Annotated in this window: 13 protein-coding genes; 5 read left to right on the top strand and 8 right to left on the bottom strand. The window is 73.7% G+C overall.

Annotation, left to right across the window (positions count from 1 at the left end; genetic code table 11):
* The gene (locus tag ACFYO9_RS07025; protein ID WP_355806689.1) at positions 1-489 is read left to right on the top strand and encodes a hypothetical protein; all 489 of its coding nucleotides are present in this window, start codon (positions 1-3) and stop codon (positions 487-489) included.
* 28 nt (positions 490-517) lie between these two features.
* On the opposite strand, the gene ACFYO9_RS07020 is transcribed toward ACFYO9_RS07025, so the two are convergent.
* The gene (locus tag ACFYO9_RS07020; protein WP_358774399.1) at positions 518-736 is read right to left on the bottom strand and encodes a dodecin; all 219 of its coding nucleotides are present in this window, start codon (positions 734-736) and stop codon (positions 518-520) included.
* 263 nt (positions 737-999) lie between these two features.
* On the opposite strand from ACFYO9_RS07020, the gene ACFYO9_RS07015 reads away from it, so the two are divergent.
* On the top strand, positions 1,000-2,280 hold the full coding sequence (locus ACFYO9_RS07015) for an extracellular solute-binding protein (protein WP_388666056.1): 1,281 nt from the start codon (positions 1,000-1,002) through the stop codon (positions 2,278-2,280).
* A 99-nt stretch (positions 2,281-2,379) separates the two neighbouring features.
* Here ACFYO9_RS07015 and egtD read toward each other — a convergent pair whose 3' ends face one another.
* From egtD to ACFYO9_RS06990, 5 genes are all read right to left on the bottom strand, one after another.
* Positions 2,380-3,342, bottom strand: coding sequence for an L-histidine N(alpha)-methyltransferase (gene egtD, locus ACFYO9_RS07010; protein WP_358774401.1), 963 nt, complete (start codon positions 3,340-3,342; stop codon positions 2,380-2,382).
* Positions 3,339-4,094: an ergothioneine biosynthesis protein EgtC gene (egtC, locus tag ACFYO9_RS07005; protein WP_358774403.1), complete on the bottom strand. Its 756-nt coding sequence runs from the start codon at positions 4,092-4,094 to the stop codon at positions 3,339-3,341. Before egtC ends, egtD begins: the two co-directional genes overlap by 4 nt.
* The gene (gene egtB / locus ACFYO9_RS07000; RefSeq protein ID WP_358774405.1) at positions 4,094-5,437 is read right to left on the bottom strand and encodes an ergothioneine biosynthesis protein EgtB; all 1,344 of its coding nucleotides are present in this window, start codon (positions 5,435-5,437) and stop codon (positions 4,094-4,096) included. Before egtB ends, egtC begins: the two co-directional genes overlap by 1 nt.
* On the bottom strand, positions 5,434-6,810 hold the full coding sequence (gene egtA, locus ACFYO9_RS06995) for an ergothioneine biosynthesis glutamate--cysteine ligase EgtA (protein ID WP_358774406.1): 1,377 nt from the start codon (positions 6,808-6,810) through the stop codon (positions 5,434-5,436). The genes egtB and egtA overlap by 4 nt, the downstream gene beginning before the upstream one ends.
* Before the next feature lie 133 nt (positions 6,811-6,943).
* The gene (locus ACFYO9_RS06990; RefSeq protein ID WP_355806699.1) at positions 6,944-7,402 is read right to left on the bottom strand and encodes a type II toxin-antitoxin system PemK/MazF family toxin; all 459 of its coding nucleotides are present in this window, start codon (positions 7,400-7,402) and stop codon (positions 6,944-6,946) included.
* A gap of 71 nt (positions 7,403-7,473) precedes the next feature.
* Here ACFYO9_RS06990 and ACFYO9_RS06985 point away from each other — a divergent pair, with 71 nt between their 5' ends.
* Positions 7,474-8,556 carry a glycosyl hydrolase family 18 protein gene (locus tag ACFYO9_RS06985; RefSeq protein WP_358774408.1) on the top strand — a complete coding sequence of 361 codons (1,083 nt, stop codon included), beginning with the start codon at positions 7,474-7,476 and terminating at the stop codon, positions 8,554-8,556.
* Between the two features lie 52 nt (positions 8,557-8,608).
* Here the strand turns inward: ACFYO9_RS06985 and ACFYO9_RS06980 are convergent, their stop codons facing one another.
* Positions 8,609-10,039 (bottom strand): amidase, encoded by a 1,431-nt coding sequence (locus ACFYO9_RS06980; protein WP_358774410.1) that lies wholly within the window; start codon positions 10,037-10,039, stop codon positions 8,609-8,611.
* Positions 10,040-10,175: 136 nt separating this feature from the next.
* Here ACFYO9_RS06980 and ACFYO9_RS06975 point away from each other — a divergent pair, with 136 nt between their 5' ends.
* Complete coding sequence (locus ACFYO9_RS06975; RefSeq protein ID WP_358774412.1) at positions 10,176-11,210, top strand: LacI family DNA-binding transcriptional regulator; 1,035 nt, start codon at positions 10,176-10,178, stop codon at positions 11,208-11,210.
* A 22-nt stretch (positions 11,211-11,232) separates the two neighbouring features.
* Here ACFYO9_RS06975 and trxA read toward each other — a convergent pair whose 3' ends face one another.
* The gene (gene trxA / locus ACFYO9_RS06970; RefSeq protein ID WP_355806706.1) at positions 11,233-11,631 is read right to left on the bottom strand and encodes a thioredoxin; all 399 of its coding nucleotides are present in this window, start codon (positions 11,629-11,631) and stop codon (positions 11,233-11,235) included.
* A gap of 165 nt (positions 11,632-11,796) precedes the next feature.
* On the opposite strand from trxA, the gene ACFYO9_RS06965 reads away from it, so the two are divergent.
* Positions 11,797-13,221, top strand: coding sequence for an NAD(P)/FAD-dependent oxidoreductase (locus ACFYO9_RS06965; protein WP_358774413.1), 1,425 nt, complete (start codon positions 11,797-11,799; stop codon positions 13,219-13,221).
* The last annotated feature ends 9 nt before the right edge of the window (positions 13,222-13,230 follow it).

The following is a 13,230-nucleotide window of genomic DNA, read 5'->3' as shown; positions in this document are numbered from 1 at the left end:
GTGACGGACGACAGCAGACCTCTGGCCGTGTTCGACCTGGACGGCACCCTCGCGGACACCGCGCACCGGCAGCGGTACCTGGAGGGCAGGCCGCGCGACTGGAACGCGTTCTTCGCGGCGGCGCCCCAGGACCCGCCGCTGGCGCCCGGCGTCGAGCTGGCCCTCGCCTCCACCGAGGAGTGCGAGGTCGTGTACCTCACGGGCCGCCCGGAGCGGTGCCGGGCGGACACGGTGGAGTGGCTGTCCCGCCAGGGCCTGCCGGACGGCCGGGTCTGGATGCGGCCCGACGGCGACCGCCGGCCCGCCCGCGTCACCAAGCTGGAGATCCTTCGCGACCTGGCCCGCGAGCGGCAGGTCGCCGTCCTGGTGGACGACGACGAACTGGTCTGCGCGGAGGCGCGGCGCGCGGGCTTCGACGTGATCCGCGCCCACTGGGCGACGACGTCACGGGAACTGAAGAAGGCCCAGGAACAGGAAGGCAGAACCTGACCGCCGCGAACACCCGCCCCACGGAGCGCTACACGTCGCCGTCCTCCAGGCGGAACCCCACCTTGAGACCCACCTGGTAGTGCCGGATCCGACCGTCCTCGATATGGCCGCGCACCTGCGTGACCTCGAACCAGTCCAGTGAACGGAGCGTCTGCGAGGCCCGCTCGACGCCGTTGCGGATCGCCTGGTCGATCCCCTCGTGGGACGTGCCGACGATCTCGGTGACGCGGTACGTGTGGTTGGACATGTTGGTGTTCCTCCGGGCCCGTCGGGTGGAGCCGTACGCCCGCGCGTACGCCAGGACACACGACTCCGTGGAGTGCCGTCACTCCACGGTGCACCAGCGCGCCCGCACGCGCGAGACGGCGTACCTCTTGACCGGATCGACGGTCTACCCCTTGACCGGATCATTGGTACATACCAAAATCCAGCCAGTAACCCGTTCGAGCCGAGAGCTCATCCCCCCGCGTCGGGCCGACCTTCCCTGTCCACAGGTAGAAAGTGACCCACGTGAACCCGCACCGCCGCGCCGCCGTGTCCCTGGCCCTCGCGCTCTCCTCGACCGTTCTGCTCGCCGGATGCGGGGTGCTCCCAGGCGGCGACGACACCAGGACCGTCACGGTCTGGCTGATGCGGGGCAGCGCGTCGCCCGAGTTCGTCGAGCGCTTCACGGCGGACTTCGAGAAGGAGCACGGCGACATCGACCTGGACATCCGCGTCCAGGAGTGGACCGGCATCGGCGGCAAGGTGAAGAAGGCGCTCAAGGGCGAGGACGGGGACGGCCCCGACGTCATCGAGGTCGGCAACACCCAGGTCGCCCAGTACGTCGACGAGGGCGGCCTGTACGACCTGACCCTGGAGTCCGCCCGCGACCTCGGCATGGACGACTGGCTGCCGGGCCTCGCCGAGCCGGGGCGCTACCGAGGCGCCCAATACGGCATCCCCTGGTACGCCGCCAACCGTGTCGTCATCTACAACAAGGACCTGTTCGCCCGGGCGGGCATCACGCGTCCGCCGCGGACCCGCGAGGAGTGGATCACGGCCACGGAGAAGCTCAACTCCGGCGGCAACCAGGGCATTTACCTCGCGGGGCAGGACTGGTACACGCTCGCCGGATTCATCTGGGACGAGGGCGGCGACCTCGCCAAGGAGACGAAGGAGTCGTCCGGCGACTGGCGCGGCTCCCTGCACACGCCTGCGGCCCTGCGCGGCATGGAGTTCTACCAGCGGCTGCAGGCGCTCGGCGACGGACCGCGCGACTCCGACGAGGAACACCCCTCGCAGGCGAAGGTGTTCGCGGCCGGTGACGTCGCCCAGCTCGTCGCGGTCCCCGGCGTGGCCCGCGCCATCGAGGAGAAGAACCCCGAGCTGAAGGGGAAGCTCGGCTACTTCCCCGTACCGGGCAAGAAGGCGGGAAAGCCCGGCGCGGTCTTCACCGGCGGCTCCGACCTCGTCGTGCCCGAGCGCAGCGACGACCACAAGGGCGCGGTCGAGGTGATCGAGGCGCTGGCGGGCAAGAAGTGGCAGACCGACCTCGCGCGGACCATGAACTACGTCCCGAACAAGGCGAAACTGGCCTCCGCGGTCGCCGACGAGAAGGGCGTCGCCGCGATGGCCGTCGGTGCGGCGAACGGCCGGGCGACCCCCAACTCGCCCCGCTGGGCGGCCGTCGAGGCGGACAACCCGATCAAGGGGTACATGACGAAGGTCCTCATGGGCGGCGACCCGGCGGCCGAGGCCCGCGAGGCGTCGGACCGGATCACGGGGGCGCTGAACCTCGGCGGACTGTGACGCGAGGCGCGCGCATCCCAGGGCCCGGCTCCGCACACCGGTGTGCGGAGCCGGACCCTGCGGGACCGGACAGGAGATGGCCCCGGACAGGACGTGCCGCTACGCCACCGTGCTCAGTGACAGCGCGAACCGGCCCCGGTCGTCCGTCCACCAGTGCGTCAATTCCAGGCCAGACGCGGCCAGTTCGGCGCGCACGCCGTCCTCGCGGAACTTCGCCGAGATCTCCGTGCGGAGCTCCTCGCCGGCGGCGAAGTCGACCGCCAGATCCAGTGCGTGGATCTTGACGGTCTGCGCGGTGGTGGAGCGCAGCCGCATCTCCATCCACTCGTGCTCGCGGTCCCAGACGGCGACGTGCTCGAACGCGGCGGGGTCGAAGTCCCCCGCCAGCTCGCGGTTGATCACCGACAGGACGTTCTTGTTGAACGCGGCCGTCACGCCTGACGCGTCGTCGTACGCGGAGACGAGCACCGACTCGTCCTTGACCAGGTCGGTGCCGAGCAACAGCGCGTCACCCGGTTCGAGGAGGTCGCGGACCGAGGAGAGGAACGCGGCGCGTTCGACGGGATGCAGATTGCCGACCGTGCCGCCGAGGAACGCCACGAGGCGCGGACCCGGCGTCCCCGGCAGCGCGAGACCGCGCGTGAAGTCGGCGATCAGGGCGTGCACGTCGAGCGCGGGCCGCTGGGCGACCAGGGCGTTCGCCGCGCCGGTCAGCGCGGTCTCGCTCACGTCCACCGGCACGTAGGTGTGCAGGGCGGGCAGGGCGTCGATCAGGTGGCGGGTCTTCTCCGAGGAGCCGGAACCCAGCTCGATGAGCGTGCGCGCCCCCGTGATCTCGGCGATGCGGGCGGAGCGGGCCACCAGGATCTCCCGCTCGGCGCGGGTGGGGTAGTACTCGGGCAGGGTGGTGATCTCCTCGAAGAGGGCGCTGCCGCGCGCGTCGTAGAACCACTTGGGCGGCAGCGTCTTCGGGGAGCGGGTCAGGCCGTGCAGGACGTCCTCGCGCAGCGCGGATTCGGTGGCGTCCTCGGGCAGGGTGCGGGTCAGCAGGAACGGGCTCACGCAGCAGGCTCCTTGAGCGGGGTCAGAGTCACGTCGGTGCGGTCGGCGGCGAGCAGGGTGCGGTCGGGCACCTCGCGCCAGCGCGGGTCGTCGTCGTAGGGCTCGGAGGCCACGACGGTGCGGCGGCCGGATTCCGCGAGATACCAGAGGGTGTCGCCCCAGGCGGTCGCGGTGATCGTGGTGCCGTCGGTGAGCAGCAGATTGAGGCGCGAGTCGGGCGCGGCCCGCGCGACCTCCAGGACCGTGTCCGTGAGGGCCTGTCCCGCCTCGTCGCCGCGGCGCAGCCGGTGCAGCAGGAGCGCCCACACGAGCGCGGAGTCGCAGCGCGCCGCCATGGTCAGCAGCTCCTCGGGCGGCAGGTCACGGACGAGCGGGGCGAGGGATCCCGGCCAGCCGGTGACCGCGCCGTTGTGGCTGAACAGCCACGGCCCGGAGGCGAACGGCGCCGCCGCGGCCTCCCCGTCCGCCCCGGCCTCGGTCGCGTCCCGCACGGCGGCGAGCACGGCCCCGGCGCGCACGACCCGGGCGAGGTCGGCGAACGACTGGTCGCCCCAGATCGGCCCGGTGCGCCGGTAACGGGCGGGCACCGGGTCCCCGTCCGCGTACCAGCCCACCCCGAACCCGTCGGCGTTGACGGTGCCGTGCCGCTGCATCCGGGGCGCCCACGACTGGTGGAACAGGCTGTGCTCGGGCGTCACGAGAAGGCTTCCCAGCGGTTGCGACGGGCCGAGGAAGGCGAGGTGACGGCACATCAGGCGCTCTCCGGAGCCGAGGTCTCGGCCGGCCCCGCGTCACGTGCCGTGCGGAACCCGGAGAAGATCTGCCGCCGCACCGGATGGTCCCAGTTGCGGAAGGTACCGCGACAGGCCACCGCGTCGACGGAGAAGGCGCCGCCGCGCAGCACCTTGTAGTCGCCGCCGAAGAAGACGTCCGAGTACTCCCGGTAGGGGAAGGCGGAGAAGCCCGGGTAGGGCAGGAATCCGCTGGACGTCCACTCCCACACGTCGCCGATCAACTGCCGTACGCCTAGCGGCGATTCACCCGCCGGGTAGCTGCCCGCGGGGGCGGGCCGCAGATGGCGCTGCCCCAGGTTGGCGCGCTCCGGCGTGGGGTCCGCGTCGCCCCACGGGTAGCGCGTGGAGCGGTCGGTCACCGGGTCGTGCCGGGCGGCCTTCTCCCACTCCTCCTCGCTCGGCAGGCGCCGGCCGGCCCAGCGCGCGTACGCGTCGGCCTCGTACCAACTGACGTGCAGGACCGGCTCGTCGGCCGGCACCGGTTCGACCGTGCCGAACCGCCGCCGCAGCCAGCGGCCGCCCTCCTGGTGCCAGAACAGCGGCGCCCGCAGCCCGTGCTCGCGGACCATCGCCCAGCCGGCCGGGTCCCACCAGCGCATCCTGGCGTAGCCGCCGTCCTCGATGAACTGCTGGTACGCCCCGTTCGTCACCGGGGTCGTGTCGATGAAGAACGGCGGGACGAGCCGCCGGTGCGCGGGGCGCTCGTTGTCCAGGGCCCACGGCTCGGTGGACGTGCCCATCGTGAACGGGCCGCCGGGGACGAGGACTTCGGCGGGCCCGGCGAACGGTTCGCAGGCCGGTGGATCGGGCGCGGTCAGTGCCGTCGGCCCGGTCCGCAGCTGATGTGTGATCAGCATCGTCTCGTCGTGCTGCTGCTCGTGCTGGGCGATCATGCCGAACGCGAACCCCGCGTCGGTGAGCGGCGTGCCGTGGAACGGCGTCTTCTCCAGCACGTCGAGCGCGCGGCCCCGCACCTCGGCCGCGTAGCCGCGCGCCTCCTTCGGCGCGAGCAGCGGCAGGCTCGGCCGCTCGGCGCGGGGATGCTCGAAGGCGTCGTACAGCGGGTCGATCTCGGGCCGCATCGCGTCGCGGCCCGCGACCGCGCGCAGCAGCCACTGCTCCTCCTGGTTGCCGATGTGCGCGAGATCCCAGACCAGCGGCGACATCAACGGGGAGTGCTGAGCGGTGAGTTCGGACTCCTCCACGCAGGAGGTGAGGAGGGTCGTGCGGTCCCGGGCGGCGAGCAGCGCGGCGAGCGCACGCTCCCGCAGGGCTTCCGGGTCGGTGAGGGAGCCTGTCATCGGCGGGAGTCCTTCCCAGGTGTCTCGGGGCGCCCGGGCCTCGCGTGGAGCCCGGGTGCGCCGTGGGGGTGGCGGCCGTCGCGCACGGCGTCGAGCAGATCGTCGGCCGGGCAGCGGCCCCGCGCGACGTACTGCTCGGCGAAGGCCGCGACGGCGCCCTGCACGGACGGCGGCGCGCCCAGCCGGGGCAGCGCGGCCACGGCGGCGGCGAAACAGGTCACGGCGGCCTCGCGCAGTTCGGCGTCGGCCATGCCGTGCCGCGCCGCGTCCAGCCAGAGCGGGTTGTGCGGCGCCGCGGGCGATTCCGCGGGCCCGTACCGCTCGGCCAGCGGCTTCACGGCGCGGTAGGCGGTCTCGGTCGCCTCCGCGTCGTCGAACAGCGCGCTCGTCACGGCCAGCGGCACGATCCAGCCGTCGTCGCCGGGCTGCGCGTCCACCATGCGCAGCTCCAGGTGACCGCGCGGCCGGACCGGCGGGAACAGCGTGGTCAGGTGGTAGAAGAGGTCCTCGCGGGTGGGTCTGAGAGGGGCGCCCTTGCGGGCCCACGCCCGGAAGCTCAGCCCCTCCGGCACGCTCCAAGGGCCCTCGCCCGGCTCCCTCTTGACGCACATGACCGGAGCGTCGAGCGCGTGCCGGGTCCAGACCTCGCGCGGCTCACCGTCGAGCGGCGGGGCGCCGGACCTGCCGGGCTCGATGCCCGCCCACACGGCCTGCCGGGTCGAGCGCCAGCCGGTGGGGCGGCCGTCCTGCAGCGGCGAGTTGGCGAACGCCGCGACGAGGACCGGGCCGAGCAGATGCGCGAGACGCCAGCGCCGCGCGTAACCGAGCGGGCCAGGCTCCTCGTACCCGGCGTCGAGACAGACCTGTACGGACGCCGTCGAGCACATCATCCGGCGCCCGGCGGGACCGCCGCGGTCCAGACAGGACTCCAGCGCGTCGTAGCGGGGCTCGCGCAGGATCCGTGCCGGCGGGCGCCACGGGTCGGCGCCGACTCCGCTGAGGGTGAGGCGATGGGGACGTAAGGCGTCGCGTACGACGCCGAGATCGGCCTGCATGGCCGAGATGCACTCCGCCAACGAGGTGGCGGGAAGCGAGCTGAGCTCCAGCTGGCCGCCGGGTTCGACGGTGACGGCGGAGTGCAGGGGCAGGGCCCGCAGTGCGGCGTAGGCCGCTTCGAGGCGGGCGACGGACACGGGCAGGTGGGGCAGGTCCGGCTCGTGGACGAGCCATTCCAGTTCGACGCCGGTGACGCGGGGCGGGCCGGTCTTGAAGCAGATGCCGTGGACCAGCGCCTCCACCTCCGCCTCCGACACCGTGTCCCGCGCCCTTGTGGGGCGCGTGGTGCGGTGTTTCCTACAGTCTCCCTCAGGCATGCGGGGATCCTTCCATCCGGTGCAGCTCGTCACACCCAAAACCCTTGAGCGCCTTCGCACAAGAGTGCCCCTCAGGCCGTTCTCACACCGGGAATTTCTCCCGCGCCGCCCGCCGCGGACCGCTCACCCGACCTCACCGCCAGCCGTAGCGCTCCTTCAGACGGAGTACGACGAGGTTGAACCGCATGCGGTCGAGCGCACACGCCTCACGCCGCATCCCGCGCTCGTGCACCCGCAGCACCCGGTCGACGTCCACCCACGAATCCCGGCCCTCCCGGTCCCACGGCCCGCTGCCGATCGGCACCCAGTCCCGGTCGCCGGCGTGCCGCTTGCTCGACAACTGCACGGCGAGCAGCGTCCCCGACGCCTCGCGGGCGACCACGAGCACCGGCCGGTCCTTGCCGCGCCCGTCGTTCTCCTCGTACGGCACCCACGTCCAGACGACCTCGCCCGGGTCGGGGTCGCCGTCGCGGTCCGGCGCGTACTCCGTGTGCACCCGGCCCACCTCGCGCGGGTCGGCCTCGGTGGTCGCGGTGGGGCCGGAGCGGCCGGGCGGGTCGGACAGGTGCGGGTCATCGATGAAAGCAGTCACACGGGTCACCGTAGAACCTGTCCGGCCCAGTCCGCAGCGCGGGAGAGGCGGACGGGCCGCAGGCTCACCCCATGGTGTTCCGCCCCCTCCGCAACGCCCGCTTCCTCGCCGCCCTCGCCGTCGCGGGCTGCGTCCTCGCGCCGCTGCCCGCCGCGTCCGACCCCGCGGCCCCCGCCCCGGACCCCGTTCCCGGCGCGGCCGCACCGCCGCGCACCGTCTCGGCCTGGCTGCCGTACTGGGACCGGGAGGCCGCGTACCGGAGCGCCCTGGACCACGCCGCCCAGCTGCACACCGTCAGCCCCTTCTGGTACCAGGCCAAGGCGGCGGGAAAGGTCGAACCGCACTCCGGCGCGGAGGACCAGAAGGTCATCGACGGGCTGCACCGGGCCGGCATCAAGGTGGTGCCGACCGTCATGGAGACCCTGCCGCGCGGCGCCCTTGCCGCCGTGGTCACCGACCCCCGCGACCGCGCCACCCACATCGAGACCCTGCTCGGCATCGTGCGCGGGCACGCCTACGACGGGCTCGACCTCGACTACGAATCCATCGCGATCACTTCGGACGCGGAGTACGCGAAGGTCAGGGACGGTTACGCCACGCTGGTCACCGACCTGTGCCGCCGCCTGCACGAGCTGCGCAAGAGCTGCGTCGTCACCGTCTCGCCGAAGACCGCGGGCACCGGCCGCGTCTGGGACTACCGGCGGCTCGGCGCCGCCGCCGACCGGCTCCGCGTGATGGCGTACAACCTGCACTCGGCCGAAGGCACCCCGGGCCCGCTGTCCACCCCGGCCTGGTACGACGAGATCCTGCGCAACGCCACCGCCGAAGTGCCGCGCGACAAGCTGGAGATGGGGCTGCCCGCCTACGGCTGGGACTGGGCCGTCGGCTCGCGCGAGCGCGCTCGGCACGTGACGTCGCGGGAGGCGGAGGCCCTGCGCGCCAAGGTGGGCGCGGCCTACCGCATCGACCCCGCCTCCAGCACCCCGCACTTCACGTACCGGGACGGCGGGACCGAGCGCACGGTCTGGTACCAGGACGCGCGCGGCACCGCGGCCCACCTGCCCGTGCTGCGCAGGCACGGCGTGCGCAACACCGCGCTGTGGGCCCTCGGCTTCGAGGACCCGGCCCTGTGGGCGGAACTGGCGAAGCCGTGAGGGCCGGCGCGACGGCGCTCCGTGACGGCGCTCTGTGACGAGGCCAGGGCGGCTACGGCGTCTGCGCCGCGTCCGGCAGCGGCGCGGGCCACCGTTCGTACCACCGCTGGTCCGCCTCCAACTGCGCGGCCAGGGAGACCAGAAGCGGCTCGCTGCCCGCCGGACCCAGCAGCTGGGCGCCGACCGGGAGGCCGCCCGGGGTGCGCCCGGCGGGCACGTTGACGCCCGGCCAGCCGAGCACGTTCCACGGCCACGCGTAGGGGCACGCGGCGATCATCGCCTGGTCGGTCCGCCAGCCGTTCATCGCGGCGAGCGTGCCGACGCGCGGCGGGGGAGCGGCCGTCGTCGGCGCGAGCACCACGTCGTACGTCGAGAAGACGGCGCCCACCTGCCGGTGCAGCGCGGCCTCGGAGCGGCGTGCCAGCCGCAGCGGGGCGCCGCCCAACAGCCGCCCCATCCGGGCCGCTTCCCGGGTGCGCCGGTCGAGCAGGGAGACGTCCGGCACGTGACGGCACCACTCCGCGATGCCCGCCGTGGCCCGCGGCACGAACGCCAGGCCGACCTGGCCGTAGCGCGGGTCGGCCTCCGTCACGTCGTGCCCGAGCGCCGCGAGCCGGTCAGCGAGCGTCACCACCCGGTCCCGCACCACCGGGTGCAGCCGCTTGGCCGTCGCCGTGAACGGCATCCGCAGCGACAGGGCGACGCGCAGCCGCCCCGGATCGCGCGTCGCGGCCTCGGCGGCCCGCACGGCGGGCGGCCGGTGCAGATCGCCCGCGTGGCTGCCGCTCGCCGCGTCCAGGAGCAGCGCGGCGTCCGCGACGGTCCTGGCGAGCGGGCCGTTGACGGTGATGCCCTGGAACGCCTCGGGCCACGGCCACGTCGATATCCGGCCGCGCTGCGGTTTGATCCCGACCAGATGCGTCCAGGCCGCCGGGATCCGCACCGAGCCCGCGCCGTCCGAGCCCAGCGCCGCCGGCACGAGGCCCGCGGCGACCGCCGCGGCCGAGCCGCCCGACGAGCCGCCTGGCGTGTGACCGGTGTTCCACGGGTTACGGGTGTCGCCGAAGCCCGGCCCTTCCGTGAACGGCCACTGCCCCAGCTCGCACGTGTTGGTCTTGCCGACGATCACCGCCCCGGCCGCCCGGAGCCTGCGCACCGCCTCCGCGTCCGCCGTCTTCGGCGGGAAGTCGCCCCTGCAGCCGAACGCGGTCGGCTCGCCCGCCACGTCCATGTCGTCCTTCACGGCCAGCGGAACGCCGAGCAGCGGCCGCCCCAGCCCGGCGCCCCCGCCGGCCAACTCCCGGTCTGCGGCGTCCGCTTCGGCAAGCGCGGCTTCGGCCCGCACCAGTTTGAAGGCGTTCAGCACGGGCTGCGACGCCTCGATCCTGGCCAGCGTCCGCTCGGTCAGGGCGCGCGCGGACACCTCTCCCTCGGCCAGCGCGCGGGCGGTGCGCGCGAGGCCTTCGGCACGGTCGGCAGTCATGTGGGGGACACCTTCGCTCGACGACGGGTGCCCGAACGTTAACCGGCGAGTAGCACAACGCGGAACGCGCGCAGGGAAGTTCGCACCGCCGCCCGGCCGTGGACACCCGGCCCGGGTCTGCGAGGATGACGGGGCCATGGTGCAGATACCGAAGCAGCAGTCCGCGCAGCGCTCCGTGCCGACGAGCGCCGACGTCGCCCGCCTGGCGGGGGTCTCCCGCGCCACCGTCTCGTACGTCCTGAACAACACCAGCGCCGTCCGCATCAGCGAACCCACCCGCCGCCGCGTCCACGAGGCGGCCAGGGAACTCGGCTACGTCCCGCACGCCGCGGCCCGCAGCCTGCGCGCCGGACACAGCCGCATGGTCCTGATGCCCACCGCGGAGATCCCGGTCGGCCCGCTCTTCAGCGCCTTTTTCAACGAACTGCAGTGGGCGCTCGGCCGGCTCGACTACACCGTCGTGCAGTACGCGAGCCTCGGCCTGACCGGCGAGGACGCGGCCCGCGCCTGGGCCGAGCTGCGGCCCGTGGCCGTCCTGGCCCCCGACGCCTCCGCGGTCGGCCCGCGCGGCGTGAGCGTCCTGAAGCGGTCCGGCGCCCGCGCCGTCTTCACCCTCGGACCGCACCGCGTGGAGGGCGCGCACGCCCTGCTCATGGACGGCCGCCGGGTCGGCGAGGCCGCCGCCCTGCACTTCCTGGCCCGCGGACGCCGCAGCATAGGCGTCATAGTCCCCGAGGAACCGGGCCTGGAACACTTCTCGGGCCCCCGCCTCGAAGGGGTGCGCCAGGCGGTGCGCAAGACGGGGACCACCGGCGCCTCGGTCACCGAGCTGCCGCTCGCCTACGACGAGGGGTCCGCGGCCCGGCTCGCGGCGCGCTGGCCCGCTCTCGGCGTCGACGCCGTCTTCGCGTACAACGACGAGTACGCGATGCTCCTGATGCGCGCCCTGCAGGACGAGGGCGTCGCCATACCGCAGGAGACGGCCGTGATCGGCTCGGACGACCTGATGCTGGGACGGCTCCTCAGGCCCCGGCTCAGCACCGTCCGGATCGAGCTGCCGTCCGGCCGCGGCCTCGCCGAGCTCGTCGACCGCGTGGTGCGCGACCCGGGCGCCGAACCCGAGGTGCACGACGTGCTCGGAGCGGACGTCGTGCACCGCGAGTCCAGCTGACGGCTGCGACCCGTTCGGCGGCCTACTGCTCCGGCTGGCCCTGCTGGGCCTGCTGGGCCTGCTCCTCGGCGACCTGACGGCGCACGTCGTCCATGTCCAGGTTCCTGGCCTGGCCGATGACGTCCGTGAGCGCGGCCTCGGGCAGCGCGCCCGGCTGGGCGAACACCGCCACCTGGTCGCGGACGATCATCAGCGTCGGGATGGACTGGATGTTGAAGGCCTGGGCGAGCTCGGGCTGCGCCTCCGTGTCGACCTTGGCGAAGACCAGGTCGGGGTTGGCCTCGGCGGCCTTCTCGTACACGGGGGCGAACTGCTTGCACGGCCCGCACCACTCGGCCCAGAAGTCGATCAGGACGAATCCGTTGTCCGTGACCGTCTGGTCGAAGTTCTCCTTGGTGAGCTCCACGGTCGCGTTGCTCATGGTGTTTCCCTACTTCCTGCTGTCGGGCGTAGCCGCTGTGCACAACGGCCGATGATGCGGACGTATTCCGCCTGTCGTACGCGCGGAAGGTGCCGCATGTGCACCGGCGCATTCGGCGCGCGTACCCATGTGGCCACGGCGCACACCTGCCGACAGACTGTCCTCATGACGGATGCCATCACATACGACGTAGTAGTCATCGGAGCAGGTCCCGTGGGCGAGAACGTGGCGGACCGGGCCCGCGCCGCCGGGCTGAGCGCCGCCATCGTGGAGAGCGAGCTCGTCGGCGGCGAGTGCTCCTACTGGGCGTGCATGCCCAGCAAGGCCCTGCTGCGCCCCGTCATCGCCCGCGCGGACGCCCGCCGCGTGCCCGGCCTGCGCCAGTCCGTGCAGGGCCCCCTCGACGCCCCCGCGGTCCTCGCGCACCGTGACGCGTACACCTCGCACTGGAAGGACGACGGGCAGGTCGGCTGGCTGGAGGGCGTCGGCGTCGACCTGCACCGGGGCCACGGCCGCCTCGCGGGCCCCCGCACGGTCACCGTCACCGGCAAGGACGGCACGGAGCGCACGCTCCGGGCCCGGCACGCGGTGGCCGTCTGCACCGGCACCCGCGCCGCCCTGCCCGACCTGCCCGGGCTCGCCGACGTCAAGCCGTGGACCAGCCGCGAGGCCACCAGCGCCGACCGGGTGCCCGGCCGGCTCCTGGTGGTCGGCGGCGGCGTCGTCGCGGTGGAGATGGCCACCGCCTGGCAGGCCCTGGGCGCGCGGGTGACCGTGCTGGTGCGCGGCGGCGGCCTGCTGCCCCGCATGGAGCCCTTCGCGGGCGAGCTGGTGCAGGAGGCGCTCACCGAGGCGGGCGCTGAGGTCCGCTCCGGCGTGTCCGTCACCGCGCTCACCCGCGAGAACGGCACCATCACCGCCACCCTCGACGACGGCTCGACGCTCCAGGCCGACGAGATCCTCTTCGCCACCGGCCGCGCCCCGCGCACCGAGGACATCGGCCTGGAGACCGTCGGCCTCGAGCCGGGCTCCTGGCTGCCGGTCGACGAGAGCCTGCGCGTCGAGGGCAGCGACTGGCTGTACGCGGTCGGCGACGCGAACCACCGCGCGCTCCTCACCCACCAGGGCAAGTACCAGGCCCGTATCGCGGGCGCCGCCATCGCCGCCCGCGCCCAGGGCGTCCCGCTCCTGGAGACCGACCGCTGGGGCGCCCACTCCGCGACGGCCGACCACGCGGCCGTCCCACAGGTCGTCTTCACCGACCCCGAGGCGGCCTCCGCGGGCCTCACCCTCGCCGAGGCGGAGGCCGCAGGTCACCGCGTCCGGGCTGTGGACTACGACATGTCCGGCGTCGCGGGCGCGGGCCTGTACGCCGACGGCTACCGGGGCCGCGCCCGCATGGTCGTCGACCTGGACCGCGAGATCCTGCTCGGCGTCACCTTCGTCGGCCCCGGTGTCGGCGAACTCATCCACTCGGCGACGATGGCCGTCGCCGGCGAGATTCCGCTGGACCGCCTGTGGCACGCGGTCCCCGCCTACCCCACGATCAGCGAGGTGTGGCTGCGGCTCCTGGAGACCTACCGGGGCTGACGGCACCGG

Origin of the sequence: Streptomyces sp. NPDC005863, assembly GCF_042871345.1 — a bacterium.
Classification (GTDB): Bacteria; Actinomycetota; Actinomycetes; order Streptomycetales; family Streptomycetaceae; genus Streptomyces.
Note: the sequence above shows the minus strand (reverse complement) of the source record. Positions and strands in the feature narration are given on the sequence as shown.

What these genes read in the sequence shown, in the direction of transcription:
- ACFYO9_RS07020 (WP_358774399.1), bottom strand. Translation starts at nt 736, where the DNA reads ATGTCCAACCACACGTACCGCGTCACCGAGATCGTCGGCACGTCCCAC.
- ACFYO9_RS06985 (WP_358774408.1), top strand. Translation starts at nt 7,474, where the DNA reads ATGGTGTTCCGCCCCCTCCGCAACGCCCGCTTCCTCGCCGCCCTCGCC.
- egtA (WP_358774406.1), bottom strand. Translation starts at nt 6,810, where the DNA reads ATGCCTGAGGGAGACTGTAGGAAACACCGCACCACGCGCCCCACAAGG.
- trxA (WP_355806706.1), bottom strand. Translation starts at nt 11,631, where the DNA reads ATGAGCAACGCGACCGTGGAGCTCACCAAGGAGAACTTCGACCAGACG.
- ACFYO9_RS06965 (WP_358774413.1), top strand. Translation starts at nt 11,797, where the DNA reads ATGACGGATGCCATCACATACGACGTAGTAGTCATCGGAGCAGGTCCC.
- ACFYO9_RS06975 (WP_358774412.1), top strand. Translation starts at nt 10,176, where the DNA reads ATGGTGCAGATACCGAAGCAGCAGTCCGCGCAGCGCTCCGTGCCGACG.
- egtC (WP_358774403.1), bottom strand. Translation starts at nt 4,094, where the DNA reads ATGTGCCGTCACCTCGCCTTCCTCGGCCCGTCGCAACCGCTGGGAAGC.
- ACFYO9_RS06980 (WP_358774410.1), bottom strand. Translation starts at nt 10,039, where the DNA reads ATGACTGCCGACCGTGCCGAAGGCCTCGCGCGCACCGCCCGCGCGCTG.
- egtB (WP_358774405.1), bottom strand. Translation starts at nt 5,437, where the DNA reads ATGACAGGCTCCCTCACCGACCCGGAAGCCCTGCGGGAGCGTGCGCTC.